Origin of the sequence: Luteolibacter luteus (genome assembly GCF_012913485.1) — a bacterium.
Taxonomy (GTDB): Bacteria; Verrucomicrobiota; Verrucomicrobiia; order Verrucomicrobiales; family Akkermansiaceae; genus Haloferula; species Haloferula lutea.
In genome coordinates this window covers 833,794-860,577 of record NZ_CP051774.1, presented here as the reverse complement: position 1 = coordinate 860,577, position 26,784 = coordinate 833,794, and the positions used below count along the sequence as shown (strand labels likewise).

17 protein-coding genes and 1 tRNA gene are annotated in these 26,784 nt (G+C 61.3%); 7 read left to right on the top strand and 11 right to left on the bottom strand.

The annotated features are described in order from the left end of the window. Positions 1-7: 7 nt before the first annotated feature. The 4 genes from HHL09_RS03370 to HHL09_RS03355 form a co-directional block, all read right to left on the bottom strand. Positions 8-2,923 (bottom strand): PSD1 and planctomycete cytochrome C domain-containing protein, encoded by a 2,916-nt coding sequence (locus HHL09_RS03370; protein ID WP_169453077.1) that lies wholly within the window; start codon positions 2,921-2,923, stop codon positions 8-10. Then, the gene (locus tag HHL09_RS03365; RefSeq protein WP_169453076.1) at positions 2,920-4,227 is read right to left on the bottom strand and encodes a discoidin domain-containing protein; all 1,308 of its coding nucleotides are present in this window, start codon (positions 4,225-4,227) and stop codon (positions 2,920-2,922) included. Before HHL09_RS03365 ends, HHL09_RS03370 begins: the two co-directional genes overlap by 4 nt. Continuing rightward, entirely contained in the window at positions 4,224-4,742 is a 519-nt protein-coding gene (locus tag HHL09_RS03360) for a sigma-70 family RNA polymerase sigma factor (protein ID WP_169453075.1), read from the bottom strand. Before HHL09_RS03360 ends, HHL09_RS03365 begins: the two co-directional genes overlap by 4 nt. A gap of 242 nt (positions 4,743-4,984) precedes the next feature. Further along, positions 4,985-6,007 carry a DUF3500 domain-containing protein gene (locus HHL09_RS03355; RefSeq protein ID WP_169453074.1) on the bottom strand — a complete coding sequence of 341 codons (1,023 nt, stop codon included), beginning with the start codon at positions 6,005-6,007 and terminating at the stop codon, positions 4,985-4,987. A gap of 176 nt (positions 6,008-6,183) precedes the next feature. On the opposite strand from HHL09_RS03355, the gene HHL09_RS03350 reads away from it, so the two are divergent. Both HHL09_RS03350 and HHL09_RS03345 read left to right on the top strand, forming a co-directional pair. Next, entirely contained in the window at positions 6,184-7,032 is an 849-nt protein-coding gene (locus HHL09_RS03350) for an alpha/beta hydrolase (protein WP_169453073.1), read from the top strand. A gap of 1 nt (position 7,033) precedes the next feature. After that, positions 7,034-8,161: a phosphotransferase gene (locus HHL09_RS03345; protein ID WP_169453072.1), complete on the top strand. Its 1,128-nt coding sequence runs from the start codon at positions 7,034-7,036 to the stop codon at positions 8,159-8,161. 95 nt (positions 8,162-8,256) lie between these two features. Here the strand turns inward: HHL09_RS03345 and HHL09_RS03340 are convergent, their stop codons facing one another. The 5 genes from HHL09_RS03340 to HHL09_RS03320 all read right to left on the bottom strand — a co-directional run bounded on the left by HHL09_RS03340 (position 8,257) and on the right by HHL09_RS03320 (position 16,721). After that, positions 8,257-9,216, bottom strand: coding sequence for an SMP-30/gluconolactonase/LRE family protein (locus HHL09_RS03340; RefSeq protein ID WP_169453071.1), 960 nt, complete (start codon positions 9,214-9,216; stop codon positions 8,257-8,259). A 61-nt stretch (positions 9,217-9,277) separates the two neighbouring features. Then, complete coding sequence (locus HHL09_RS03335) at positions 9,278-9,895, bottom strand: hypothetical protein (RefSeq protein WP_169453070.1); 618 nt, start codon at positions 9,893-9,895, stop codon at positions 9,278-9,280. 246 nt (positions 9,896-10,141) lie between these two features. Further along, positions 10,142-11,251: a HEAT repeat domain-containing protein gene (locus HHL09_RS03330; protein ID WP_169453069.1), complete on the bottom strand. Its 1,110-nt coding sequence runs from the start codon at positions 11,249-11,251 to the stop codon at positions 10,142-10,144. A gap of 725 nt (positions 11,252-11,976) precedes the next feature. Continuing rightward, complete coding sequence (locus HHL09_RS03325; RefSeq protein ID WP_169453068.1) at positions 11,977-13,485, bottom strand: DUF1501 domain-containing protein; 1,509 nt, start codon at positions 13,483-13,485, stop codon at positions 11,977-11,979. Positions 13,486-13,499: 14 nt separating this feature from the next. Continuing rightward, positions 13,500-16,721 carry a DUF1553 domain-containing protein gene (locus HHL09_RS03320; RefSeq protein WP_169453067.1) on the bottom strand — a complete coding sequence of 1,074 codons (3,222 nt, stop codon included), beginning with the start codon at positions 16,719-16,721 and terminating at the stop codon, positions 13,500-13,502. 199 nt (positions 16,722-16,920) lie between these two features. On the opposite strand from HHL09_RS03320, the gene HHL09_RS03315 reads away from it, so the two are divergent. The 5 genes from HHL09_RS03315 to aqpZ all read left to right on the top strand — a co-directional run bounded on the left by HHL09_RS03315 (position 16,921) and on the right by aqpZ (position 23,700). After that, positions 16,921-20,460, top strand: coding sequence for a proline dehydrogenase family protein (locus tag HHL09_RS03315; RefSeq protein WP_169453066.1), 3,540 nt, complete (start codon positions 16,921-16,923; stop codon positions 20,458-20,460). Between the two features lie 143 nt (positions 20,461-20,603). Further along, positions 20,604-20,683: transfer RNA gene (locus tag HHL09_RS03310), tRNA-Leu, on the top strand. 66 nt (positions 20,684-20,749) lie between these two features. Further along, positions 20,750-21,526, top strand: coding sequence for a hypothetical protein (locus HHL09_RS03305; protein WP_169453065.1), 777 nt, complete (start codon positions 20,750-20,752; stop codon positions 21,524-21,526). 117 nt (positions 21,527-21,643) lie between these two features. After that, positions 21,644-22,474 carry an LpxI family protein gene (locus tag HHL09_RS03300; protein ID WP_169453064.1) on the top strand — a complete coding sequence of 277 codons (831 nt, stop codon included), beginning with the start codon at positions 21,644-21,646 and terminating at the stop codon, positions 22,472-22,474. 539 nt (positions 22,475-23,013) lie between these two features. After that, the gene (gene aqpZ, locus HHL09_RS03295) at positions 23,014-23,700 is read left to right on the top strand and encodes an aquaporin Z (RefSeq protein ID WP_169453063.1); all 687 of its coding nucleotides are present in this window, start codon (positions 23,014-23,016) and stop codon (positions 23,698-23,700) included. A 6-nt stretch (positions 23,701-23,706) separates the two neighbouring features. Here the strand turns inward: aqpZ and HHL09_RS03290 are convergent, their stop codons facing one another. Together HHL09_RS03290 and HHL09_RS03285 are read right to left on the bottom strand one after the other, a co-directional pair. Beyond that, positions 23,707-25,581, bottom strand: a complete 1,875-nt coding sequence (locus HHL09_RS03290) for a SulP family inorganic anion transporter (protein WP_169453062.1) — start codon at positions 25,579-25,581, stop codon at positions 23,707-23,709. A gap of 15 nt (positions 25,582-25,596) precedes the next feature. Beyond that, a complete protein-coding gene (locus HHL09_RS03285) occupies positions 25,597-26,736 on the bottom strand; it encodes an LptF/LptG family permease (protein WP_169453061.1) in 1,140 nt (379 codons plus the stop codon). Positions 26,737-26,784 lie beyond the last annotated feature (48 nt).

Genomic DNA, 26,784 nt, shown 5'->3' with positions numbered 1-26,784 from the left:
TCTTGGCTTAGCGGATCAGGGCTTCATCGAGATTGAGGAGGACGGAGGCGACGACCGTGTAGGCGGCTCCATCGGAAGTGCCAGCCATGCCCTTCATCAGTTCGGGCTGGGCGGCGTAATCCTTTTCGAGCTTGGTGAAGAGGTTCTTCAGTTCGCTGAGGCGGTCTGGTGTGATCTGTCGGGAGGTCGCGATGCGATAGCCGCGGGAAAGCCGGTCATCGATGCTGCCGCTGGCATCGTATTTCATCCGGCGGGCAAGACCCTGGGCACACTCGTGGAAGGCGGGGTCATTCAGCACCGCCAGCGATTGCAACGGGGTGTTCGAAAGGATGCGGCGCTTCGAGCAGAGCTCGCGGGAAGGAGCATCGAAAGTGACCAAGGTAGGATAGGGGATACTACGCTTCCAGTAGACATACACGGATCGGCGGTAGCGCTCCGGATTTCCAGTCTCAGGTGTCTTCCATGCGTCGTCGGAATCGAATGGCCTCCAGACGCCGCCGGGGATCGGCGGATGAACCGGCGCACCGCCATCGCGCTGCGTGATCAGGCCGCCGGCGGCGAGTGCGTTGTCCCGAGCCATTTCACCGGTTAGGCGCTGGCGCGGGCCGCGGGCGAGCAGGCGGTTGCCGGCATCGCGTTCCTCGAGAGCTGGAGTGAGCGTGGCATCCTGGCGATACGCGGCGCTGCTGACGAGTTCACGCAGCAGCGTCTTCATGCTCCACCTCATTTCGCCCTGGAAGCGCACCGCGAGGGTGTCGAGCAGCTCGGAATGGGTTGGCTTTTCGCCCGCCGAGCCGAAGTCCTCCGGCGTGGGGACAATGCCGGTGCCGAAGATCTCCAGCCAGAAGCGGTTCACGGCGACACGTGCGGTGAGCGGATTCTTGGGTGAGGCGATCCATCTGGCCATCGAGAGTCTGTTCGGCTCGCCCTCGATCTCGAGCGGAGGAAATACGGCAGGCGTGCCCGCTTTCTCGACCTCGCCTTTGTCGATCCAATTGCCACGGATGAAAAGCCGTGTCTCACGAGCGAGGGCGGGTGGCAGGTCCTCCATGACGGGAGTGGTCGTCGAAGGAATCGCCTTCCGTGCCTTCCTTGCCTCGGAGAGTTCACCCTTCTTCGCATCGAGCTCCGGGTGCTGCGTGGTCCATCCTGCCTCATCGGTGAGGGCGATGCGGCCGCGCTTCGCGATCAGCGGATAGGCACCGCCCGCCGAGTCCGTGGCGTGGGAAAGGATCACCCGCAGGGAACTCGACTCCGGCAGGCTGAGCGGTTGCTTCAGCGTCACGATCGCGTGGCGGGGCTTGAAGATCTTGGTGTATTGGCCCCAGCCGCGGTTCGAGCCCTTGATCGAGCGGTTGGGATCGAAGATCGGGTGCGCTTCATCGGCGATGATCTCGGCCAGAGGCACCTCGCTGGCCTTGCCCTCGGCATCCAACAGTTGGATCTGAATGGTCTTGAGCATCGCACCCCACTCCGGCGTATGTAGCGCCTTGGCTTCATCGACCGGGCGGATCTCCACTCGGAAGGCGGTGAGCGTGTTCATTCCACCCGGCTTCGGGATGTCCAGGGTGTGGACCGCACCGGCGGAGACATTACCGATGGTGCGAAATTCCTCCACGCCCTCATGCTTCACGACCTCCAGCTTGGCCTTCTGGCTGCTGCCGCTCATCCCGCTGGTCTCCGTCCACTTGGTGCGCGAGGCGAGCGATTGGCGGACCTGGAAGATATCCTCCTCCAGTGAGCGGATCTTGTTTTCCAGCTCCCCGGCCTCCGCATGGCGCGCAGGATCGAGCGGCACCTGGATGACCGGATGATTCTCCGGTACGTCATTGTCCACGCTGCGATTGAAGAAATCCATGAAGCGGTAGTACTCGGCATGCTCGATCGGATCGTAGGGATGGCTGTGGCACTGCACGCAACCCATGGTGACACCCTGCCAGACTTCCCAAGTGGTCGCGACCCGGTCCATCACCGCCACCACTCGGAACTCCTCGTCATCGGTGCCGCCCTCATTGTTCGCCTGCGAGAGGCGGTGGAAGGTGGTGGCGATGCGTTGGTCGAGGCTCGGATGGGGAAGGAGATCGCCTGCGAGTTGTTCGATGGTGAACTCGTTGTAGGGCAGGTCCTTGTTAAAAGCGGAGATCAACCAGTCACGGTACTTCCAGACGTCGCGACGCTTGTCCAGGCCGAGGCCTTCCGAGTCGGCGTAGCGCGCCAGATCCATCCACACGCTGGCCCAGCGCTCGCCGAAACGGGCTGAGGAAAGCAAGCGCGTGACCTGCTTGTCATAGGCATCGGGAGCGGCGTCGGAAAGGAAGGCATCCAGCTCTTCCACCGAGGGCGGCAGGCCGGTGAGATCGAGCGAAAGCCGGCGTAGTAGCGCGGCCTTGTCCGCTTCCTTCGATGGCTTTAGGCCTTCGCTCTCCATGCGGGCGAGCAGGAAGCGGTCGATTGGATTCTTCGGCCATGCTGCATCCTTGACCTCCGGTGCGGTGTGCGCGATCGGCGCGACAAAGGACCAGTGCTCGCCCCACTTGGCTCCTTCCTTGATCCATTGGCGGAGCGTCTCGATTTCCTTCGCGGGCAACGGCGGGCCATGCTCGGGCTTTGGCATCACCTCATCCGGATCCGTGGAGAGGATGCGTGCCATCATCTCCGAACCATCCGGATCTCCGGGGACGATGATCTGCTTGCCGGATTCCCCTTTCCCCAGCGCCTTGTCACGGTAGATGAAGGATACCTCGCCCGCTTCCTTCACGCCGCCATGGCAAGCCGTGCAGTGCGAATTGAGGATGGGGCGGACGTCATGGGCGAAGTCGACTTCCGCGCGGGCGCTGCTCCCTAACAGAAGCAGCAGCGACGACGAAGCCGCCAGTTTTCCCCGGCTCCAGCCGGAACGACATGCCTTGGGTTTCCGGCTCATCGGGCAAAAATTCGGATCTCGTTCAGGCCGCCGCCCTGGCAGGGATGATTGGCGGGGCGCTTGAGGTGACGATAGTGGCTGGTCACCACCACCTTCACGTAGCGGGCCTCCACGGAATCGAAGCTGAAGTCGTGGAAGGGAAATTCCGCGCCGTCATCCTTCTCCACGCGCGGGATCTCGCCCTTCACGAGCGGGAAGAAGGTCTTGTTATCGATCGACCCGTAGGCATCGAAGGTCCGGATCCCGCGGTCGTCATTGCCGCGGTTGTTCGTGTTCTGCATCGACAGTCGGCCGATCTTCGAGGGCTCCAAGAGGTCTACCGTGAACTCGCCGTCCTCCGAATCCGGTGCGAGCCAGAAGGACCAATCGCCGGGCACGCCGCTGTCATTCAGGCGGCCATCGGTGAGATTGTCCGGAGGAAAGACCGAGCCGTGCGGGCGCGTGCAATAGCCCGGGCTGAAGACCGGCTTGCCCAGTGCTAGGTTCCCTTCGCTCGTGGAGCTGAAGGGAAGTTCCTTGGTGTGATTCACCAGCATCACCGGCGACTCATCGAGATAGGACAAAAGCTTCGATTGCCCCGACTCACGGACCAAGGCACCGCTCTGGCCGATGGTCAGGCGCTTGCTGTCCTGCGAGGCCGTCTGAACCTCGACCTCGCCCTTGAAGACTTCCGTCAGCACCACCGGTGCCGCGCCATCGCTACCTACCGCGAGACCGAACTCGGTGCCCAGATCGACGAAGCGTCCACCCGGCGTATCGACGCGGAAGCCTTCCGCGCCATCCGGCGTGTGAACCGAGACGCGACCATGAAGCACGGTGAGTGCCTCCTTTTCATCGAGACGGAAGCGGCAGGGACCTTCCAAGGTCACGCTGGCCCCACTGGGGAAGCCGAGGCGGATGAAGCCGCTGCGGAATTCCACCGGTACGGAAACTGGAACCCGTCCCTTCGCAGGCGCGGGAGATCCCTCCGCCCACGCAATGCCCTGGGCTTCCAGCACATTCGCCACCGGTCCACGCGGGCGGGTGACGAAGATCGCGGTGGCTGTCCCTAACAAGGCGACCGCGGCTGCCGCAGCAAGCCATGGCTTCGGGAAACGGGTGATCTTTTTTTCCGGTGCGGCTTCGAAGTAAGTCGGAGCGGCTGCCTTCCGCGCCAGTGCCGCATGAAGAGCCGCAGCATGCCGGTAGTGGACGCGTGCTTCCGGGCTCTCGATCAACAGCGCGTTCAATTCCTCACGCTCTGCAGTGCCGAGGGACTCCTCGAAGAGCGCGTGCAGGAGCAGGTCGAGACGGTCTTCCTTCATGGCGTGGCGAGCTTGCGCTCGATGCAGGTTTCGAGGGCCTTGCGGATCCGCATCAGGGAGAGGGATAGGGCGGTGGGCGTCTGCTTCCGTGCCGCCGCCAGATCCTGGACGGAGGAGCCGGGTGCATAGCGCTCCAGGATCAGCTGCCGCTGGCGTTCGGGTAGCTCCTGGAGGCACTTCTCCAGCGCTTGGTCCAGATCGCCCTGGTGTTCTTCTAGGCACTCCGCGGCGAGCAGTTCTACCAGCGAGTCGTCGAAGACATGGCGATCGCGACCCGCATCACGGCGTGCCGCCTTCACCTGATACAGCGCGATGGTGAAGGCCCACGGCAGGAAAGGCTGGGCCGGATCATACTCCGCGGCCTTCCGCCACAGCACCAGATTCGTCTCCTGCACCACATCGTCCGCCAGCATGCGGTCAGGCAGCAGGGATAGCACGTAGCGGTGGATTTCCGGCTGGTGCCGGGCAATCAGCCCCACGATCTGTTCCTCGGCATTGTGCGGTTCGGCGGACATCTCCACAGAACCTTACCGGAATCCCGGGAAATCTTTCGCGGAAATTTGGCCCTGACCCGATTCGGGCAATTCTTCAGGGCCAATCGAGCTTGGACCGCCGCTGCCAGAGGTGCTGGGGCAGGGCGGTCGATCGCGGCAAAAGTGCAGATGCAGGCGGTCCGGCGTGCATTCAGGCGCTCTCCAAGACCCCGAGGATGCTCAGGAGAACGCTTAACGCGTCGGCGCAAGCGTTCGGGAGCCGATCACTGGTGATCGCCGTGGTCCTTCTCGTGCTGGTGATAGTGTTCGGAAAGGATGTCGCGGCCGAAATCGCCTTCGAAGTCACGCCAGGTGGCATGAATGTGGTTGGCATTGTTTTGGGTGTTCGCGGCTTCCATCAGGAAGGTCGGACCTTGGATGCGGTAGTACCATGCCTCGCCGCGTTTGGTCCCGCCGGCCCAGCCGAAGCGGATCTTGTCGATGCCGGCCTTCTCGATCTTCGCCATATCGGCATCGGCCAGATCCTTGCGGTGACGTCCGGTGTATTCAGTGATCAGTTCGAGCAGCGCCTTCTTCTGGGCCTCGCTCATGTCGGCAGCGGGCACTCCCACGGATTCCAATGCGGTGGCCTTTCGGTTCTCCGCGGTGAGGATTTCACCCGGAGCCTTCTCGCTGAAAATGACCTCTTTCTTGCCGCCTTCCAGCAGCACGTTCACCAGCGCCATTGCCAGGTCTTCCTCGGCCTTCAGGACGCGCAGGCCGGTGTGTTCGCCCTGGCGGACTTCGGCCGGATTTGCGGCGAAGAAAGATGGCGTGACGGAGATCTCCTTGCCGCCGACGACCGTGTAGTTGAGCGCGAGGTGGTGGCCTTCGAACTTCCAGCCCCAGCCCTTCTCATCGCCCGGCTTGCCGAAGATCGAGACGTAGTATTTGCCCGGATCGCGATACTCGGGGTTTTTCTCCATCTCCCGCAGCACGCCTTCCAGCGTCATGATCTGCATGGCCTTGAGCTTGCCCTTGTCGCTGAGGGCGGCCTCCAGAAGCTTCATGGCGGCGTCCTTCTGCTTCTCGTCCATGTCCTTCAGCGGCAGGCCGACCCGCTGCTGGGGGGTGAACTTGAAGTTCTCGCGCTGGTCCCCGTCAAAGGGGAAGACGGCTTTCTCGCGCTTTGACTCGTCGAGCGAGCCGAGGAAACTGTCAGCCGCGGATTTCATCAGCGCGATCGACGGAAGATCCTGCGCGGCGAGGGGAAGCGACAAAAGGAAGGCGAGGAGCGGGGTTTTCATGACCCGAGATTACAAGCGGAAGGAGGGGGATCTCGCAAGAATGAGTGTCAGCATTCCGGTGCCGGGTAGCAGGATTCATCGGTTATGGCGATGATCTGCCAAAGTTTTTCGATTTTCGGGCATGCCGCGGCATTCCTTAGCTTCGTGAGCTTTTGTTCCCTATTAATCCTTCCACCATGGCTACCCGGTCCCGCATCTTGCGCCACATGTTCTTCTGGATCTTCGTGCCGATTGCGGGGCTCTTGCTGCTCCTGATGGGTTGCCAGAACAAGCTGATCTATTTTCCCCGGCCCTACGGAAACAATCATGTGGCAAACTGGGCCTCCGAGCCCGGGACCACGGTGATCAATTACGAGACGAAGGAGGGCAAGCAGCAGGCCTACCTCCTCTCGGCCACTCCGAAGCCGGAACGGCTCTGGCTCGTCTGCGGGGGAAATGGCACACTCGCCTTGGAGTGGTCGGATTGGCTGAGGGAGAATGCGCCCTCGCAGGATGCCTGGTTGATGATCGATATCCCCGGCTACGGGGCCTGCTCCGGGAAAGCGCATCCTTCCACGATCCGCCACAGCTTGGAGGCCGTGGTGCCGGCGGGAATGGCGCAGCTCGGGTGGACGCTACCGGCGGATCAGGGAAAGCTGCGTTTTTTCGGCCACAGCCTGGGTGCCGCGGTCTGCCTCATGGGCGCGGATGAGTTTGATATCCGCCGCGGTGTGATCCTCACGCCCTTCACCAGCACCATGGAGATGACGAAGGTGATGCTCGGTGTGAATCTGGGGCCTCTCGTGCTCCATCGCTTCGACAATCGGGCACGGCTGAAGGAGATCTCCAGCCGCGGCGAGGCATCTGTCTTCATCCTCCACGGAGATGACGATGAGGCGATCCCGGTAGAGATGTCGCGAACCTTGGCGAGGGAATTCCCCGCTGTGGTCCGCTATATCGAGATCCCGGGTGGCCGGCACAATAACCTCTCCGATCTCGCGCCGGAGAGGATCGTGAAGGCGATGGAGGAAGCGAGAAAGGAGTAGCATGGAGGACTCTGGGGACTTCGCTGATCTGCTTTCCCGCGCTGAGCTTGCCTTTGAGGAAAGCAGCGGATGTCCCGTGGTCCTTTCGCATCCCGTAGTGATCAAGGATTGGCGGCGCAGCCGCGTCCTGCGCTGCAAGGTGGAATCCTCTGCCGCAGCAATCCCCTCGCTGATCTTGAAACAAATCAAGGAGGAGCCGGAACGTGGTTTTTCCGATTGGGCGAGCTTGGCTTTTCTCGAAGGCCAGCCTGGAGCACATGAACTGGTGCCCCGCTTTCTTGGCGGGGATCCTGTGAGCCGCCTCTTTTTGATGGGGGATCTAGGGGAGGGTAGAAACCTTCAGGGGATCTTGACGGGAGGCAATCCGACGGAAGTGGTGGCTGCTCTCCGGGACCTTGCTTCCCGGATGGCCCGTCTGCATTCGTCCACAGTGGGGAAGGAGGACGCTTTTGATGCGATTCGTTCTTCTCTCCCCGGCGGGTCGGGACTGGGCCGGAAGAAGGAGGCGGAGAATTGGCTAGTCAGCCGCGAGAAGATCTTCGCTTGGTTCGAGGCCTTGGGTTGCCAATGTCCGGCGGGCTTTGCGGATAGCCTCGCATTCATCGCGGCTGCCTATGCGGACGCGGAGGGATTCCTTGCTTTCAGCCACGGGGATCCGGCCCCTTCTAACAATCATTTCAGCCAGGCAGGTCCACGGCTGATCGATTTTGAATACGGAGGCTTCCGTCACGCGCTCTACGATATCACTGCGTGGAACGTGCTCTGTCCCTTGCCGGTGGCTTTGGTCGAAGAGATGCGAAAGTGTTTCCGTGACGAGCTTGCGAGAAGCTTTCCCTTGGCGCGGGATGAGCTGCGATTCTCCGAGGCTTGGGCCTGTCTATGTGCCTATCGCGCATGGGCGATCCTGACGTGGATTCCGCCCGATGTGATCCGGGAGAACCGCCCTTGGGCCGACTCTTGGGGGATGCGTGAAGCGGTCTTTGTCGCGCTTTCCCGGATGGCCGGGTGTGCACCCGCAGGTAAGGCATTGGAGGCTTCACACGAGGCGGCCCTGATCCTGTTGAGAGCCATGGGTAAGCAATGGCATTCTTTCGACAGCGAGCGGGACCTGCTGCCCAAGTGGAGCTGATGTCCCGGATTCCGCCGAAAGATCCCCCTGCGAGCGATCCCCGGGCAGAAGCGCTTGGGAAAGCCGTATCGCAGCAGCCGTTCTCCGCGCCCCGCTCAATGAGCGAGCGAGACCCGCAGGATTCGGTCGTCAGAGGTGAGGTAGAGACGTGTGCCGTTTTCGCCGAAGGCGATGTTGGCGGTCGGACGTCCGCAGAGGATACGGCCTAACAGCTTGCCATCCGGATTGAAGATCAGGCAGCCGCCGGGGCCTGTGGAGAAGACATTGCCCTTTGAGTCCACCTTGATGCCATCCGGCGCACCCGGGCCCTTGAGCTCCTTGCAATTGAAGAAGACCTTCCCGGGCTCCGCGCTGCCATCCGCCTTCAGCGGATAGGCCATGATCACCGGCAGCGGGCCGTGCGATTGGGCCACGTAGAGGATCTTGCCGTCGGGCGAAAGGGCGACGCCGTTCGGGCGGTCGAGATCGCGGGTGATCAGGGAGACCACGCCTTGCGGTGTCACTCGAAAGACGCCGTTAAAAGGGAGCTCTTTGAATTCGGTGTCGTTCTCGCGGCCGGGAAGGCCATATGGCGGATCGGTGAAATACACGTCGCCATTTTTCGCGATGGCCAGGTCGTTGGGAGAGTTGAAGCGCTTGCCATTGTAGTTGTCGGCGAGGGTGCGCTTGCCTCCGCCCGGAGTCAGGTAGGACACGCGGCGGTCACCATGCTCACAGGCATAGAGCTGGCCCTTCTCATCCATCGCGAGACCGTTCGAGCCGGGCTCCACACCATAGGTGCCTACCCCGGTGAAGCCGGAAGGCTTCATGAAAACGGAGGCCTCGGTATCGCCTTCCTTCCACTGGTAGATGGTGTTGCGGGGGACGTCGGAGAAGAGCAGGCGGTTGTTCTTCTGGTCCCAGACCGGTCCTTCCGCCCAGTCGAAGCCCTTGCAAAGTGTCTCGATCTTCGCGTCCGGCGCGATGATCGCATCCAGCGCAGGATCGAGTCGCTCGATGCTCTCTTGGGCCGATGCGAGGGCGGGGATGAGGAAGAGGAGACGCAGGGATTTCATGATGACCGCTCTCTACGCAATCTCCGGCGAGGAGTCTTCGCGGAAAGATGTCATTCCTTCGTCAGCTCCCGATGTGCTCCTTCGTGTGATAATCCAAGCCGTCGTCATCCGCGATGTAGAAGCGGAAATTCACGGCTTTCCGGATAGAGGCATACTCCGGGGAGGATTGGATGGCCGCGATGGCCTTGAGCCGGGCCTCATCGAGCTGCGCCCCACCCCCGGAGTCATCATGAAGTTCTTCGAAGAGGCGATAGTGGAAATCGTCCACCGCCGAGAGCTCGCCTTGAAAGGTCATGCCCAGGCAATCGAACTTCCAAGCCGGGGTATACCATAGGCCGACTTTCTCGCGCCACCCATCGTCGCTGAGCTCTTGTCCCCAGTTGGCGATCTGGCGCATCTTTCCCGGGATTCCTGCGATGCCCGACAGGGTGTTGATATGGATTTCGAGGAGGTAGTTCTGCGAAAGCTGGAACACGAGGCCATAGATAGTGTCCTCACCTTGCTGCTCGGCGAAGAGCCGCAGCTGTTCCCTTCCTAGCAGTTCGTAGTTGATTGCGATCCGGTCCCAGTTGATATCCTCGAAACTCTCCCAATCCGTCTGGAGGAGAGGGATCCCGGCGATCTCCTTTGCCTCGCGGCACCGGTGGCAGATCATCGGGCCGCCGTTGGAGCGCTGCATGGAGATTCCGCAGGCTTCACACTTGCCCCGGCCTTGGTGGCAAGGGGCACAAAGACCATCATTCGCGGCAGCAGTTGCAGGAAGAATCATCGCTCCGCATTTCGTGCAAGGGATCCGGCTCATCGTAGAAGGAACCTACACAGCAAGCGGTGAATCCCTGGCAAACGAAATGCGGTGGCAAAAAAGCCCTACGCGAGTTCAGCGGGCTTCTCGGATCGATGCGACAGGAAGTCTTCTTGCAACGAGTTATTCCTCCGGGCGTCCGTCGCCACTACCAAGGTAAGTGATGGTATTGTCCGAAGATATGGCCACTGCGCCTCCTTCACAGTTTGCGAAAAGACGTCCGTCCGGGAGGATGGCCCCTCTCCAAGGACAGCCGGGCAAGGCACGAAGAAGTTTCGCGGCTGCTTTCCCGTCTTCCATCGTCACCTCATAGAGAGAGCCATGGTCCATGCCCATGTGAGAGAGCCCGCCAAGAGCGACGATCCTGCCGTTCCAATCGAGAAGCTCCATGATATTTTCATCGATCAGAAGAGAAGCTTTTCCCATTTTGTCGACTGCGAATAGGCCGCCGACCCACTCGCCCGCTCGGAGAGCGACGAAGTTCACGCCCTCCTTTTCGAGGATGCCTGTAAGTATGGTAAGATCTCCACCCCTTCTCGATTCCGGCAGGGTGGAGATGGCCGCATGCAATTCCGGATGCTTTGCTCTGAAAGATCCTTCGATGATGTTATCGGAACCCGAGCCGCCCCAGATGATGAATTCCCGCTTTGGCAACGGTGGAAACGCGGGTTGGCTTTCTTTAAGGGGGAGCAACGAGAGATCTTCTTGCTCATAGAGGAAGAAAATTGAGGCCTCTCCTCCCACGTGACGGACGTCCTCTTGTGAGGGTTCCTTTCCTTGGATGAGAGAGCGGGCGTAGCTCGCGGCGTGGCGAACCCGGGGATACCAATGCTGCTTGCCGAGATTTTCCAATGAGACGTCGGCTCCCTTTGCTTTCAGTTGCCCGAGTGATACGCAGGCTGAGAAAGCCACCCGCCAATCGGAATCCTTGAGGGCCCTCGCCAAATGTGGCCAGAGATCCAAACGTCCGGTAAAGCCGAGGGTTCGACTTGCGCCTAGCCGGACGTTGGCGTTGGGGTCGTCAAGCAATTCTGCCAGTTCGTCACCGATCACCGCAGCCTCTTCTCCCATGAGGGCAATGTTACGAAGGATACGCAGTTCACCTTTGTGTCGGACCTTGGCTAAAGCAACACGAAGAAGCTCTTTGGCAGCTCTTTCGGTTCTGGAACCGATGATAGCTTCTTGCACCGCCACCTCAAAGTTTTCCGGTTCGCGAAGAGCCAAAGCTTCCAATTCCGGGAGGGTATCCTTAGCAGAAGGTCCGATGGCTCCGAGGCACTGGATTGCTCGATTCCTTCGGAAGATCGGAGCTTCTTCCTGACGTGCTATCCCAAGCAGAAGGGGCGCTGCCGGCTTTGCCTTCTCTCCCAACTGCTTGAAGAGCTGAGGCAGGGCGTCAAGGAACTCGGTCTCGCTTTCGTCCGCTGCCGCAAGCTCACGAATCAATAGAGGAAGCGATTCGGGGCTCCTATGCTCGATGGCGTTGTCGATTTGGGCTCCCAGTTCGGGAGAACGTCGGAACTCCTGCACAAGGAAGGCCACCGAAGCCTCGCCCTTGATATCGGCGATCGCCGAGGGAAGCCAGCCCCGGTCCTTGCGACAGGCTTCCATCAAGGCTGGAAGGTGGCGATCAAGCAGGCTTCCGGAAGGCAGCTCCAGAATGCAATATTGGACCAACTGGACGATCTCTTCGTTGTCTGATGCCAACATGGGGATCAGTGAGTCGGCAGCCTCTGTCCGGTAAGATGAAATCAGCCGGGCGAGGTCTTGCTCGGTTTCAACCATGCCCTTGCTCTCTGCGGCTGTTACAGGAATCCGGGACAGCAGATCAGGCAGCGTAACCCTGTCCTCCGCTCTCATCGTTCCGCAGCATGCCAGTGCTGCCAGCATCACACATCTCATGATGCTGGCGACTCTGGAGAGGTGCGAAGGGCCTGTGAAGACCGAAGATGTCCCTTCTAAGCCAAGATCTCCTTCACCACCTTCGCGGGTTCCACGCCGGTCAGCTTCTGCTCCAGGCCTTGGAACTTGAAGGTGAGCTTCTCGTGGTCGATTCCGAGCAGGTGCAGGATGGTCGCGTTTAGGTCGCGGATGTGCATCGGGTCCTTGGCGATGTTGTAGGAGAATTCGTCAGTCTCTCCATATACGGAGCCCGGCTTCACGCCGCCACCGGCCATCCACATCGAGAAACAGCGCGGGTGGTGGTCTCGGCCATAGTTTTCCTTCGAGAGGCCACCTTGCGAATAAACGGTGCGTCCGAACTCACCGCCCCAGACGACCAGCGTGTCATCCAGCAGGCCACGCTGCTTGAGGTCGGCGATCAAGGCGGCGGTGGGACGGTCGATGTCCTCGCAGAGGATCTTCATGCGGTTTGGGAGATCGCCGTGGGTGTCCCAGCCGCGGTGGAAGATCTGGGTGAAACGTACTCCGCGCTCCGCCATGCGTCGGGCCATGAGGCAATTGTAGGCATAGGTGCCGGGCTCCTTCGCCTTCGGGCCGTACATTTCCCAGATCGATTCCGGTTCGTCGGAGAGGTCGGTAAGCTCCGGGACCGAGGCCTGCATGCGGAAGGCCATCTCGTACTGCGCGATGCGTGCGTTCGTTTCCGGATCCCCGATGCGATCGTGGAGCTGGCGGTTCATGTCATTCACGCCGTCGATCATCGCGCGGCGCAGCTCGCGGCTGACGCCTTTCGGATTGGAGAGGTGAATCACAGGATCCCCGCCGGAGCGAAGCGCGACACCGGCGTGTTCCGGGGAAAGGAAGCCGGAGGACCAAAGGCGGGAGGACAGCGCCTGGATGTTCGTGAAAAGCGGGAGCTTCGAAGTCAGCACCACGAAGGTGGGCAGGTCCTCATTCATCGAGCCGAGTCCGTAGGAGATCCACGAACCGATCGATGCCTTGCCGGGCACCATGTTGCCGGAGTTCGCCAGTAGGATCGCAGGCTCGTGATTGATCGCATCGGTGTGCAGTGACTTCATCACCGCAAATTCATCGGAGACCTTCGCCGTGTGCGGGAAGAGCTCGCTGCACCAGTGGCCGGCCTCGCCGTGTTGCTGGAAATTGAAGACGCTCGGCGCGATCGGGAAGCGGGTTTGCGAGGCAGTCATGCCTGTCAGAACCTGGCCACCGCGCACCGACTCCGGGAGATCCTGGTCGAAGCGCTTGATCAGCTCCGGCTTGTAGTCCCAGGTTTCGAACTGAGACGGCGCTCCCGCCATGAAGAGATAGATCGCCCGTTTTGCCTTCGGCGCGAAATGCGGTAACAGCACACCCGGATCCCCGGACGATGCCATCGCATTTCCGGACATGAGCTTGGCGAGTCCCGCCCAAGCGAGCGCCTTGCCGGATCGTCCGAGGAACTGGCGGCGCGTGGCGAGTTCCAGCCACTGCTGCTTGAGCGCCGTGGGAACGGGCAGATCCAGAACGGACGGACCTTCGCCCGAGAAATCGGAGCACGGATGCATGGAGTGGAACGGCTTCATTTTGTGACGTACTCGTCGAGGTTCAGGAATTGGTTGGCGACCATCGTCCACGTGGCGATGTCAGCTGGGGCGAGGGTGGCATCGGCCGGTGAATCGCCGGTGCTAAGGAGGGCCGTGGCATCTTCCGCGTGGGCGCTGAAGTGGCTGCGGAATCGCCCGAGGCTCTTTTCGAAAGCAGGTATTTCTTCGGCGCTCAGGCTACGTCCAAGAGTGACACGGGACATGAGATCGATGCGTGCCTTGTCGTCCGCCGCACCCTTGAGCGCACGTTCCGCCAGCTTGCGGGCAGCTTCCACGAATTGCGGATCGTTCATCGTCACCAGCGCCTGGAGAGGTGTATTGGTGCGTGCGCGTCGTGTGCACACCACCTCACGTGCCTGCGCATCGAAGGTCTCCAACGACGGCGGCGGGGCGAAGCGCTTCCAGAAGGAATACATCGAGCGGCGATAGAGGTTCTCACCCTTGTCAGGCTCATACTGCTTGGTATTCGATTCCGGCATCGACACGGCTTCCCACACACCCGTCGGCTGATAGGGCTTCACTGGCGGACCACCGGTCTTCTCAACCAGCAGGCCGGAAGCTTGCAGCGCGCTATCGCGGAGCACCTCGGCATCCATGCGGAAACGGGGGGCACGGGAAAGCAGGCGGTTCTTGTCGTCCTTCGCCAGCTTGTCCGGGGTAGTTGCCGTGCTCTGCCGGTAAGTGGCGGAGGTCAGCATCAGCTTGTAAAGGCGGCGCATGTCCCAACCGGATTCGCGGAAATCCACCGCGAGCCAATCGAGGAGTTCCTGGTGACTGGGGCGCGAACCCATGATGCCGAAGTCATCCGTGGTTTCCACGATGCCGGTGCCGAAAAGCTCCTGCCACATGCGGTTCACCGTGACGCGGGCGAGCAGGGGATGATCCGGTTGCAAGAGCCAGTGAGCCAAGCCGAGGCGGTTGTGAGGCTCGCCATTGGCGATTGGAGGAAGGAAAGAAGGCGTGGCTGCGAAGACCCGCTCCTTGCGGGCACTATAGACACCGCGATCCAGCACTGCAGCGGTCGCCGGCGTCGGCTTCTCGCGGGCGATCAGGGTAGGGGTGCCGCCTTCGCCGACCTTTGCGATCTCTCCGTCGATCCGGTCCAGTTCACCACGCAAGCGCCGGGCTTCCTCGTTCTTCGACCCGAGATACCAGCGATCCAGAACCACGAACTTCTCGTCTTCGCTCCACTTCGCCGGGTCCGGTTCACGGGCGATGATCTGCGATGCAACGTCCTCGAAGGGCAGGCGGGTAAATTCTTCAGCACTTAGAGCCCTCGAGTAGAGCCTCAGATCCTGAAAGCGGGTTTCGCGCAACGGCTGCTCATCTTCGCGGCGACCAATGTGCATGCGGGCATCCGTGCGGATGGTCTGGCCCGGCTGCAGGGTATCGTTGGTGATCTTTAGCGGCACCGGCTTGCCATCGACGTAGAGAGTCACGCCGGAGGCCTTCGACGAACCATCGTAGGTGAAGCCAACGTGGCGCCACTGTCCGCGTGCGAAGGGCTCGCTCTCCACGCGGATCGCATATTGCGGCCACTGGTGGATGATGTGGATCACGAACTTGCTGCCATCGCAGAAGAGATCCCAGCCGCGGTGGGAATTGCGGGCGCTATCACCCATGCGGGAAACGATGCCGCCCATGCCCGTGTCGATGTTTGCCACCTTCAGTCGGGCCATCGTCCAGAAGGCGAGGGAGAAAGGCTCGTTTGCTTCGAAGTCACCTTGGTCGGGCAGCGGCAGGCGGCTGCTGATGTCCATCCGCATGGAAGGCCAGAGCCACGCATCTTCGCCCCACACCAGAGGATTGGTATCCACCGTGTAGGTTGCCGGGTTTGCTCCCGGAGCGCTGTTCTTGACGACGTCGCCTTTCCCTTCGTCGAAGCGGAAATGAACTTTCAGCCCGTCTTCGGAGACCGGCTGGGCTTTCAAGCCCGCGGCTTCCTGCTCGGCAAACTGCGTGGCAGCTTCGGTACGGAGCTTCTCGTACTTCTCGGCGGGTTCCTGGCGCATGGCCACCGCCCGCTCGAGTTCCGGCATCTTGTCGTTGCCGGGCAGCCGCAGCACCGGTGGAGGATCCTGGATGTTCTCATCCCACGATTTCTCCGCGGTGTTGTTGAAGAACGCGGACAGGCTGTAGAAATCCTTCTGCGAGGTCGGATCGAACTTGTGGTCGTGGCAGGCGGAGCAGCCCACTGTTAGTCCCAGGAAGGTGGCACCGAAGGCTTCGGTCCGGTCGCGCGTATTGTTCACCAGCACCTCCTCGGGGATCGTTCCGCCTTCGTTGGTGGAAACGTTCGCGCGGATATAGCCCGTAGCCACCATTTCATCGACGCTTGCCGCGGGCAGAAGATCGCCTGCGAGCTGTTCGGTCAGGAAGCGGTCAAAGGGCTTGTTGTTCTGAAAGGCGCGAATCAGGTAGTCGCGATAAGGCCAGATAGAGCGCAGGTTATCGAAATGCAGGCCGTGCGTGTCGGAGTAGCGCACGTAGTCCAGCCAGTAGCGGGCCCGGTGCTCGGCATAGCGCGGGGATGCCAGCAGCTTGTCGAGATAAGCTTCATAGGCAGCATCGCTCGGGTCCGCAGCGAAAGTTTCGACATCGGCGGGATCCGGTAAAAGGCCGGTAAGGTCCAGCGTTGCCCGGCGGATCAACGTGCGCGGGTCTTCTGCCCCGGCGGGGGAGAGTCCGGTCTGCTTCAGCTTGTGCAGGATGAAATGATCGATCGGATTGCGCGACCACTTGTCGTCGGCTTCTTGGGGTAGCGTTTTCTTGGCGGGCGGGATGAAGGACCAGTGTTCCTCATACTTCGCACCTTGTTTCACCCAGCGCTCCAGCAATGCGATCTCATCCGGCTTGAGCTGACGGTGGGCCTTCGGCGGCGGCATCTTCACCTCAGGGTCCATGCTGCGGATCACCTTGATCAGCTCGGACTCCTCGGGCTTGCCGGGAATCATCACCGATTTCCCATTGGCGCGTGGCTTGAAGGCAAACTCCTTCCGATCCAGCCGCAGGGGATCATCCTTCGGTTCGCGGGTGCCGCTGTCCGGTCCGTGGCAGTGATAGCAGGCTTCGGAAAGCAGCGGCTGGATGGCGTCGTTGAATGACAGCTCGCCCTCTCCCGGCGCCGTGGATTCGGCGTGGGCTTGAGGGATGAGGACGCTTCCCAGCGCGAAGATCGGATAAAGAGGCAATCGCATCGTGACGGAAAATGCAGGCTTGGGTTGTCGCCCCTATACGGTGGGCTCAGGGCAAAATATTCCATGGATTGTGCCCGCGGACTACCTGTCTATTCATCTAGGTAGGCCTTTTTCATTTGTTGTGAAAACCCCGCAATTTGCCCCCGACGCCGTGGCCTTTGGTCGAATCGGTCAAGACGGGGGTGCTAAAGTGACGGGTATGACTAGTGTTTGCGACCGCATCGATCGTTGCCGCCAATTCCGACCGTCCGACGCCGCGCTTCCGGCGGAGGCCGTTGAACTGGCTGCCGAACTTTTGCGCGAAGCAACCCGCGGCCAGCGCTGGGGCGAGAAGATGCAAGCCCGCCAGATGGCCGCGATGATGCACGATGCGGCGGGCAAGGCCTTCACCTTCGCGATGGCCGATCAAGTGTTCCGCCCGCCGACGGCGGCTCGCGAAGCGAAGCGCTTCCGCGATCTCATCGATGATTATGGAGTGCCGCAGTATCTGCCGCTCGGAGCGCGCGTCGCCATGCGGGCCGGCGAGATCGCCTCCGCTGCGGTGCCGGACGTGGTCATGCCGCTGGTCGCGGAGAAGATGCGTCAGGAGAGCTCGTCCGTCATTTTGCCTGCGGAAGAAGAGAAGCTTCGCAAGCACCTGATCCGTCGCCGCGAGGCAGGGATGCGCATGAACCTGAACCAACTCGGCGAAGCGGTACTCGGTGAAGAAGAGGCGCGGCATCGTCTTGATTCGAACCTCGCGCGTCTCGCGGATCCGGAGACAGATTACATCTCGGTGAAGATCTCCGCGATCTTCAGCCAGATTCATCTGGTCGCGCTCGATGAAACTTTGGTCGCGATCAAGGATCGCCTGCGCGTGCTCTATCGCGCGGCCGTGCAGCATCGGCGGGCGGATGGCGGCGCGAAGTTCGTGAACCTGGACATGGAGGAGTATCGCGACCTGCGCCTGACTTGCGCTGCTTTTCGCGAAGTGCTGGACGAACCGGAATTCCACAAGCTGGAAGCGGGTATCGTGCTCCAAGCCTACTTGCCCGATGCGTGGCCGGTGCAGAAGGAACTCAATGCTTGGGCTCTCAACCGTGTCGATGCAGGAGGGGCGGGAATCAAGATCCGCATTGTGAAGGGCGCGAACCTTGCGATGGAAAAGGTGGATTCCGAGATCCATGATTGGCCGCTCGCTCCCTATCGCTCGAAAGTGGAGGTGGATGCGAACTTCAAGCGCATGCTTCACGAAGGCTGTCGTCCGGAGAATGCCCGCGCGGTGCGTCTCGGCGTAGCCAGCCACAATCTTTTCGACATCGCCTACGGCCTGCTGCTCCGCGCCCGGGAAGCCGTGGAGGACCACGTGGAATTCGAGATGCTGGAAGGCATGGCGAACCATCAAGCGCGTACTGTGCGCGATGCCGCGAAGGGCCTGCTGCTGTATGCGCCGGTGGTGAAGCGCGAGGACTTCCACAGTGCGATCGCCTATCTCGTCCGCCGTCTGGATGAGAATACATCCCCGGAGAATTTCTTGCACGATCTCTTCGGCATGCAGCCGGGAGATGCGGCGTGGGAGCGCCAGAAGGAGCGCTTCCTGAATGCCTGTGCGCTGATGGAGACGGTCTTCGCCGGTCCGCAGCGTGTGCAAGATCGCACCAATGAATTCCGTGAGCCTCATGCGCTTGATGCACCTTTCCACAACGAAGCCGACACCGATTGGTCGCTGACTCACAATGTTCGCTGGATCCGCGGCCGTGTGGATGAGCTTCGCAACGCGCCTCCTGCCTTCGTGCCGCTTCAGATTGCAGGCCAGACAGTGAACGGGTCTGCGGAAGAAGCCGGGAATGATCCCTCCCGTCCCGGTATCGTCGCTTATCGCCATGCGCTTGCGGGTCCGGAACAAGTGGAGCAGGCGCTGGTCGCCGCGGTGGATGCCCGCTCCGTGTGGAAGGATCTCGGGTGGCAGGGAAGGGGTGAACTGCTCTGCAAGGCTGCCGCATCCATCGCCGCCAACCGCCGCGAAGCGATCGCGGCCATGGTGTTGGATGCCGGCAAGTCCGTGATGGAAGCGGATGCCGAGTTGAGTGAGGCGATCGACTTTGCCGATTACTATGCGCGCAGTTTTTCCAAGGACGAGGACTTCGATGGCCTTTCTTCCGAGCCGCTGGGCACGGTGCTGGTAACTCCGCCTTGGAATTTCCCTTATGCAATTCCCTGCGGCGGCATCCTCGCCGCGCTGGTTGCCGGGAACACAGTGATCCTGAAGCCAGCCCCGGAGACAGTGCTCACCGCGTGGGTGATGGTGAATGCCCTTTGGGACGCCGGTATTCCGCGGGAGGTACTCCAGTTCCTGCCCTGTCCGGACAATGAGATCGGACGCTCCCTTGTGACCGATCTTCGGATTGGGGCCGTGGTGCTGACCGGTGCTTATGAAACGGCGCGGATGTTCCTGTCCTGGAACCCGCAGATGCGCCTCTTTGCCGAGACCTCCGGGAAGAACTCGCTGGTGATCACCGCGGCGGCTGATCCCGACCTCGCGGTGAAGGATCTGGTGAAGAGCGCCTTCGGTCATTCCGGGCAGAAGTGCTCCGCAGCCTCGCTCGCGATCGTCGAGGCGGAGGTCTATGATGACCCCGGTTTCCGCCGCCAACTCCGCGATGCCGCGGCTTCGCTGAAGGTTGGCCCGTCTTGGGAATACGATTCGATTGCCACGCCGGTGATCCGAGAGCCCGGAGATGCCCTGCAGCGTGCGCTGACGACGCTGGATCCCGGCGAAGAATGGTTGCTCGAGCCGCAGATGGTCGATGGCAATCCTTGCCTGTGGTCGCCGGGCATCAAGCTGGGTGTGGCGCCGGACGGCTGGTATCGCCGCACCGAGTGCTTCGGGCCGGTGCTCGGCTTGATCCGTGCGGATCATCTCAAGCACGCGATCCGCATCCAGAATGATTCCCAATTCGGCCTCACCGGCGGGATTCATTCGCTCGATCCGGCCGAACTCGACCAATGGCGTGAGCAAGTGGAAGTGGGCAATGCCTACATCAATCGCCCGATCACGGGAGCCATTGTCCAGCGCCAGCCGTTTGGTGGCTGGAAGCGCTCTTGTTTCGGCCCGGGTGCCAAGGCGGGTGGCCCGAATTACGTGGCGCTCTTCGCGACCTGGAAGAACGACAGGGCGCCTCATTTCCGGGCCCCGCTTTCCGGACCGATCATCGATCTGCTCAAATCGATCTTCATCGCCCTGCCGGGAGTGGATGCTGCCGAGCTCAATGCGGCTGCCGGGAGCGATGCCTGGTGGATAGAGCACGAGTTCGGTGCGGTTCATGATCCCTCCGCGCTCGAGTGTGAAAGCAACCTCTTCCGCTACCGTCGTTTTGATCATGGTGTGATCCGCGCGAACGAGAGCACCAGCGATACCGAGCTGGCCCGCATGATCCTGGCCGCAGCGGCAGCAGGGGTTGCGGTGGAGGTTTCGGTTCCGGTCGACCGGGCTTGCTCCGTTTCCGGGGTTCTTCTGCGCCGGGAAAGCGAGTCCGATCTGGCCCGCCGCCTGGCCTCGACCCGTGCCGGTATCCTGCGCGCGCCTTCACCGGGTCCGGAGCTTGCAGCTGCCGCCGTTGAAGCGGGTGTCCGTCTCGTGCGGCACGCGCCGGTTTCGTCGGGAAAGATTGAACTTCCGGGGTTTTTCCGGGAGCAGGCGATCTCGGAAACCCGCCATCGGCATGGATCGGTGTTGCCCCGCCCCCAAGACTTGCGATAGTTCCTATGCTTCGTCCCGGGCCAGAGCTTGGGTGATCTGGGGGGAGAATCCGGGCTCACCGGGGCGAGGCACCTTTTCGGAAAGCTTGGATTCACCCTTGCCTCCGATCCCCGGGAGCCATTAAAACCCCGCGCACACCCCAAGCCGGCTTGGCGGAATTGGTAGACGCGCTCGACTCAAAATCGAGTTCTAACGAGTGTGGGTTCGAGTCCCACAGCCGGTACTTTCTTTTTCCCCGGAGAATGACTTCGGGTTGAATACTTTTCCCGTATATCCGCTCCAAAGCGGCATGCACGCGAATCGCACCTCTTTGGCTAAGCCGTTTGGTTACCTGAGCGCCGTGGCCCTGCTGACCTGTGGTTACGTGAAATCGGAAGATCTGACGACGACCGATGGCCGGACATTCCACGAGGTGAGCGTGACGAAGGTGGAGCCGGACGGGCTTTCGATCCGACATTCCACGGGCACGGCGAAATTGCCGGTGGCGAGCTTGCCCGAGGAAGTCCGAAGCAGGCACGACCTCGATGCCGAGAAGGCCGCGGCCTATGAAAAGGCGAAGGCACGAAAGTATGCCGAACTCGAGGCGATGCTGAGGGCCGCACGGGAGAAGGAGCAGGCGAAGCAAACTCCTCCGCCAGTGAAATTGCCAAAGGCATTTGTCGTGGCGCCTGCCGAGGGAGAGGGACTCGAGATCCGGCTGCAGTCGCAGGCAGAAGTGAAGAACGAGAGGGCGGTGAAGCTGAGAGTGGAGCTTTATCGGGAGGACGAGATCGCCGAGATCCTCGGAGCGATGGAAGTGAAGGCGCGACTGATGGTGAATTGGCAGCGACCGGACTACGATTCCGCCTCCGCCGAGCATTTCCGGGTGATTGTGAGCGATGCGGGAGGCAATGTGATCCAGCGGGTGACGCCGGAGTACCGGGCTCCGAAGCAAGCGGGGGACGGCGTGTATGTGAACGGCATCGCGGTGGATCTGAACCAGGATCTGGGGGAGGAATTCCGGGTCCGGGTGGTGGATTGGAATGCGAACGGCTATGCGGATTTCCAGGTGCGCTGCGAATATTGAGGAGGAGCGATTTGAGTCAGCGGGGATTTTTTCGGCTAGCCGCATCCTCCGGCAATCGTGAGGATTCCGCCACCGGCGAGGCGCAGCGAAAGGCATGGCCTGTCCGGATTTCGAGGCATGGCGGAACAACGGATCATCGGCATCATCGCGGGCAACGGGGTTTACCCGGAAACCTTCGCGCGCGCGGCCCGGGCGAAATCCCCGGAGGTGAAGCTTGTGGCCGCGGCCTTCCAAGGGGAAACGAAGCCGGAATTCCTCGAGCTTGTGGACGCGGCCGATTGGTTTCGCGTCGGGCAGCTCGGAAAGCTGATCAAGTTTTTCAAGTCCCAGAAGGCGAAGGAGGCCATCATGGTTGGCCAGATCGCGCCGAAGAATCTCTTCGACCTGCGGCCGGACCTGCGGACGCTGATGTTGCTGGCACGGCTCAAGGAGCGGAATGCGGAATCGCTGTTCGGCGGCATCGCGGACGAACTGGAGAAGGACGGGATTCGCCTGCTGCCTGCCACCACCTTTCTGGAAGACCTCTTGCCGCCAGCCGGGCACGTTTGCGGGCCGGTGATGAAGAAGCGCCAGCTTGAGGATGCCGCGTTCGGTTTCCGCATGGCGAAGGAGACCAGCCGTCTCGACATCGGTCAGACCGTGGTGGTCCGTCATGGCACGGTGCTGGCGGTCGAGGCTTTCGAGGGCACCAATGCTTGCATCAAGCGCGGCGGTGAACTGGGCCACGGCAAGGACGTGATGCTGGTAAAGGTCTCCAAGCCGAACCAAGACTTTCGCTTCGATGTGCCGGTGGTCGGTCCCCTGACCATCCAGACCTGCGTCGAGGCCGGGGTGAAGGCGATCACCGTGGAGGCGAACAAGACCCTGGTGCTGGAGCGCGACACGGTCTTCAAGCTCTGCCTAGAGCATGGGGTGAGCGTGCACGCCATGGATGAAGGGGGGCGTTGACTCGAAACCGGGGCTGGCTTCGCGCCCTGCGGATACCGGGGACCTCTGGAATTTCACGCCTGTTCCACCTGTTAAAAGAGAAAAAATAACAGGCGGGCCCTGTCCGGCGCGCTAGCTGGCAGTTGAAAGATTCCGGCGGTTTTGCCGGTGAAGGGCTTTGTGAAGAGGAACAAGCGGATGTGGAAGGCATGGGCGCGTAGTTTCGCCCATGCTGGAATGAGGTTCTACTGCCGCGGAACGAAGAATATCGGAGACCCCGGTGGGTGCCGGCGCGGGCTTTCGTTCGCATAACTGTCCGGGGTGCTCTAACGAACTCTATCGGCCCTTGGAAGTCTTCGGATAGTGACCTTCTTCTAACGGGAATGCTTCCCCTTTGTTCTTGATCCATAGCGCCGGCCTGATTATACGCGCGATGGTGTCAATCGGCGCATAAAGCCGGATTTGGAGCGAGCCGGTGCTGTTTTATGCCCGGCCCTGCTCCTGCCGGAGGGCCGGTTGGCAGTCGTCGTCTCCAACTCAAACACATGCGCATGTGATATATGAAACAGTACGCTGCTGAATTTTTCGGAACCTTCTGGCTGGTTCTTGGCGGTTGCGGGAGTGCCGTGCTTGCCGCCGGTTATCCCGAGCTAGGGATCGGCTTTGTCGGGGTGGCCTTCGCCTTCGGCCTGACCGTGCTGACCATGGCCTACGCCATCGGCCACATTTCCGGATGCCACCTGAATCCCGCCGTTTCGATCGGCTTGATGCTGGGCGGACGCTTTCCGTCTTCGAAGCTGCTGCCCTATATTGGTGCGCAAGTCGCGGGTGGTATTGCTGGTGCTGCCGTGCTGTATCTCATCGCATCCGGGAAGGCCGGGTTCAGTCTGGCGGGCGGGTTTGCTTCGAACGGCTATGCCGAACATTCTCCGGACAAGTATTCGATGGTGGCGGGTCTCGTGACCGAGATCGTGATGACGATGATGTTCCTGATCATCATCCTGGGGGCCACGGACAAGCGGGCACCGCAGGGCTTCGCGCCGATTGCGATCGGCCTGGGGCTTACCTTGATCCACCTCATCAGCATCCCGGTTACGAATACTTCGGTGAATCCGGCCCGCAGCACGGCGGTGGCGGTATTTGCCGGTGGCTGGGCTCTTCAGCAGCTTTGGCTCTTCTGGGTGGCTCCGATCATCGGTGCGGTCCTTGGTGCCTTCGTCTACCGCTTCATCTCGGAGGACAAGTAGGAAGGTCTATTTCTTCGCCGGATCGTAGAAGATCCGGATGTCCGCTTTCTCGCCGCCGAGCAATTGTTGAGCACGCTTCAACGCATCCCGCGTGGAGAGGTTCGGGTTGCTCGGGCGGTTGAGGAAAATATTGCTCTGGCCTGCCTTTCGATCGGCGCCTTGCTGGATGGTTTCGAGCACACCGGAATTCTTCAAGACGCGGTAGACATCACGTGTGGCCCCGGAGATCAGCACGTGGCGATCGTTCGCGCGCATGAACTTGATCAAGTCCTCCAGCGCCAGCACCGAGGTGGCGTCGAGATGGCGCGCGTTTTTCAAGCGCAGGATCATGATCTTCAGCGAGGCATCTGCAGCGGTGCGCTGAATCTGGGTGCGGAACAGTTCCGCTGCGCCGAAGAAAAGGTCGCCCTCGACGTGAACGATCGAGATCGCGGGGTTCGGGCGCTGGCGTTTCTCACCCATCTGCCGCAGTTCACCGGCGTCGTTGAACTCATATTCGACGAGGTGGGGGCGGCTGGCCTTGCGCAGGAAAAGGCTCACGGAAAGCGCCACGCCGATGAAGATCGCCAAGTGAAGCGGAGCGATCAGCGTGGCGATGAAGGTTGTCACCAGCACCGCCGCATCGTCTGGCGTGGAGCGGGCACAGATCCGGATATTATGCCGGTTGATCAGCGCGAGTGCGATGCCGATGATGAGTGCGGCGAGCGCGGCCTTCGGCACGTAGTCGATGAGCGCGATTCCGCCGTAGCGGGGGAGCCACGCGATGATCAGCGCGGCGGAGAGAACCAGCAGCCCTGAGTAGATCGACGACATCCGCGTGCGTGCGCCCGAGTTGAAATTCAACGTCGATCTCAGCAGCGAGCCGGAAGCCGGCATGCCGCCGGCGATGGCTGAGGCGAGGTTCGCGGCACCCACGGCGAACATGTCCTGGTTTACGTCGGCGCGGTCGCCCGAGCGGGAAGCGATGGTCTTCGCCATCAGGGTGTTTTCCAGGCAAGCTAGGAAGCCGATGGCCAGTGCCACCCCCAGGAGCGCGGCGATATCCTCGAAGACGCCCGAGTAGGCGAGCGAGGGCAGGGAAGGCATCAGGTCCTCCGGGCTGAAGGTGCGGAAGCGCGCGACCTGTTCGAAGGGGCTGCCTTTCTGATGGGCGAGGGTTCCGAAGACTGCCGACACTGCCACCAGGGTAATCGCCAGGTTTGGCCAGCGCGGCTTCCATTTTCGCAGCACGGTGAAGATTACGAAGGTCACCGCACCGATCACCATCGGCGGCCAGATCGCATGGGGCAGGGAAAGGACCAAGGCTTCCACCAAGCCTACGAAGGTCCGGGGCCGCAGGACGTCCACCTCGTAAGCCACGCCCAACAGGTGCTTCATCTGGTTCGTCATGATCAGCACCGCGGCACCGGAGACGTAGCCTACCAGCACGGAGCGGGAGATATACTGCAGCAGGTCCGCCAGCCGGAGGATCGAACCGAGGAGGCAGAAGATCCCGACCATCATCACCAGCAGCGGCACGAGCTGGGTTTCCCGGACGGCCAAGGCCGGCTCCATGGCGAAAAAGCCGAAGAGCATGAAAGCCGTCGCATTCGTTGGCCCCAGAATCGTGTGCCGGGAGCCCGCGAAGAGCGGAGCGATCAGCGAGGCCGTGGCGGAACACGCGATGCCGAAGACGATCGGCAGTTCGGCGATGGCCGCGTAGGCGATGCCCTGCGGGATATCGAGGAGGGATACATTCAGCGCCGCCTTCCCGTCCGCTCGGAACTTCTCGCGATCATACTTTCGCAGCGTGTGGAGAATGGGGAAGGGATCCAGCTTTCCGCCGCGGAAGAACTCCGTCGTTCGGCGGAGAATGCGGCGCGGATGGAAATGCGGGATCATCGGTTCTCCTGGATCTTACCGGAAGCGGGCGCGGCGCAGCAGGTAGAGTCCCAGAATCACGCATACCACATTTGGAGCCCAATTGGCGATCACGACTCCATTCGGCGTCTTTCCTCCCAGCATCCCGCAGATGAAATAGGCCCCGCCGATGAGGAGGCTGATGATGAGCCCGGTGGAGGTGTCCTTGCGCCGGGCTTTCACGCCCAGTGGCACGCCGATGAAGGCGAAGGCGATGCAGGCGAAGGACGAAGCGTAGCGCCGCTGGACCTCCGCATTGTAGCGGGAGATGACGGTGTTCTTGAGATCGGGCTTGTCCTTGAACGAGGGCAGATTGGTATCGATGTTGCGGATGAAGTCCTTGATCTGCGCATTCCCCATGGTTGCCGGGTCCTGCTTTTGCGGTGCCGGGGTGAAAGGTAGCACCACCGGAACGGCCTCACGGGCGAGGGCGATTTTTGGCAGGCCTTCCTTGTCCACCGTCTCGAACAAAGCGTCGTAGAGATGGAAGCGGAATTCCTTCTTCACGTTGTCGATGACGGCCTCTGCCTTCATCGCGTGGACATAGGTATTTCGTCCCTCGTTCTTGTCTCCCGGCTTCGGAATCTGGAAGAGGTGCATGCCTTCCATCAGCGAGCCGTCGGACTTGTCGATGTAGGCACGCACGTTGCCCGCGCTCTTCTCGAGCCGTTCCAGCCCGTCCTTTTCCGCTGCGGCGCTGAGGATCCGTTGCGGGTCGGTGAAGAAAGCCCGGAGCGAGATGTTCTTTACATTGGCCTTCGCCTGCGGGGCCACCTCAAGGTTCAGCCAGAGGCAAAGCGCGGAAAGGACCGCCCCGATCACGAACACGGGAAGCGAGAGGCGCTTCAGACTGAGGCCGGCCACCCGGAAGCCGATCAGCTCATTGTCCGAGGACATGCGGCCGAAAACCAGCAGTACCGCTGACAAGAAAGCCCAAGGGACAGTGTAGATCAGGGAGAAGGGAATCGTCGCCAGCAGGAACTCGAGAATGATGGAAAGCGGAGCGCCGAAATCCACGATCAGCATGCGCAGGCTCTGGAACAGGCTCCCCATCACAAGGATGGTGCTCAGAAGGACAATGGCAAAGAGCGTGCCAAAGAGAATCTGGCGCCCGATGTAGCGGTCGGAGAGACGCATGCGTGTGGCCGAGCTTGGCCCTTGTGAACCGGACTGTCCAGAGGGGAG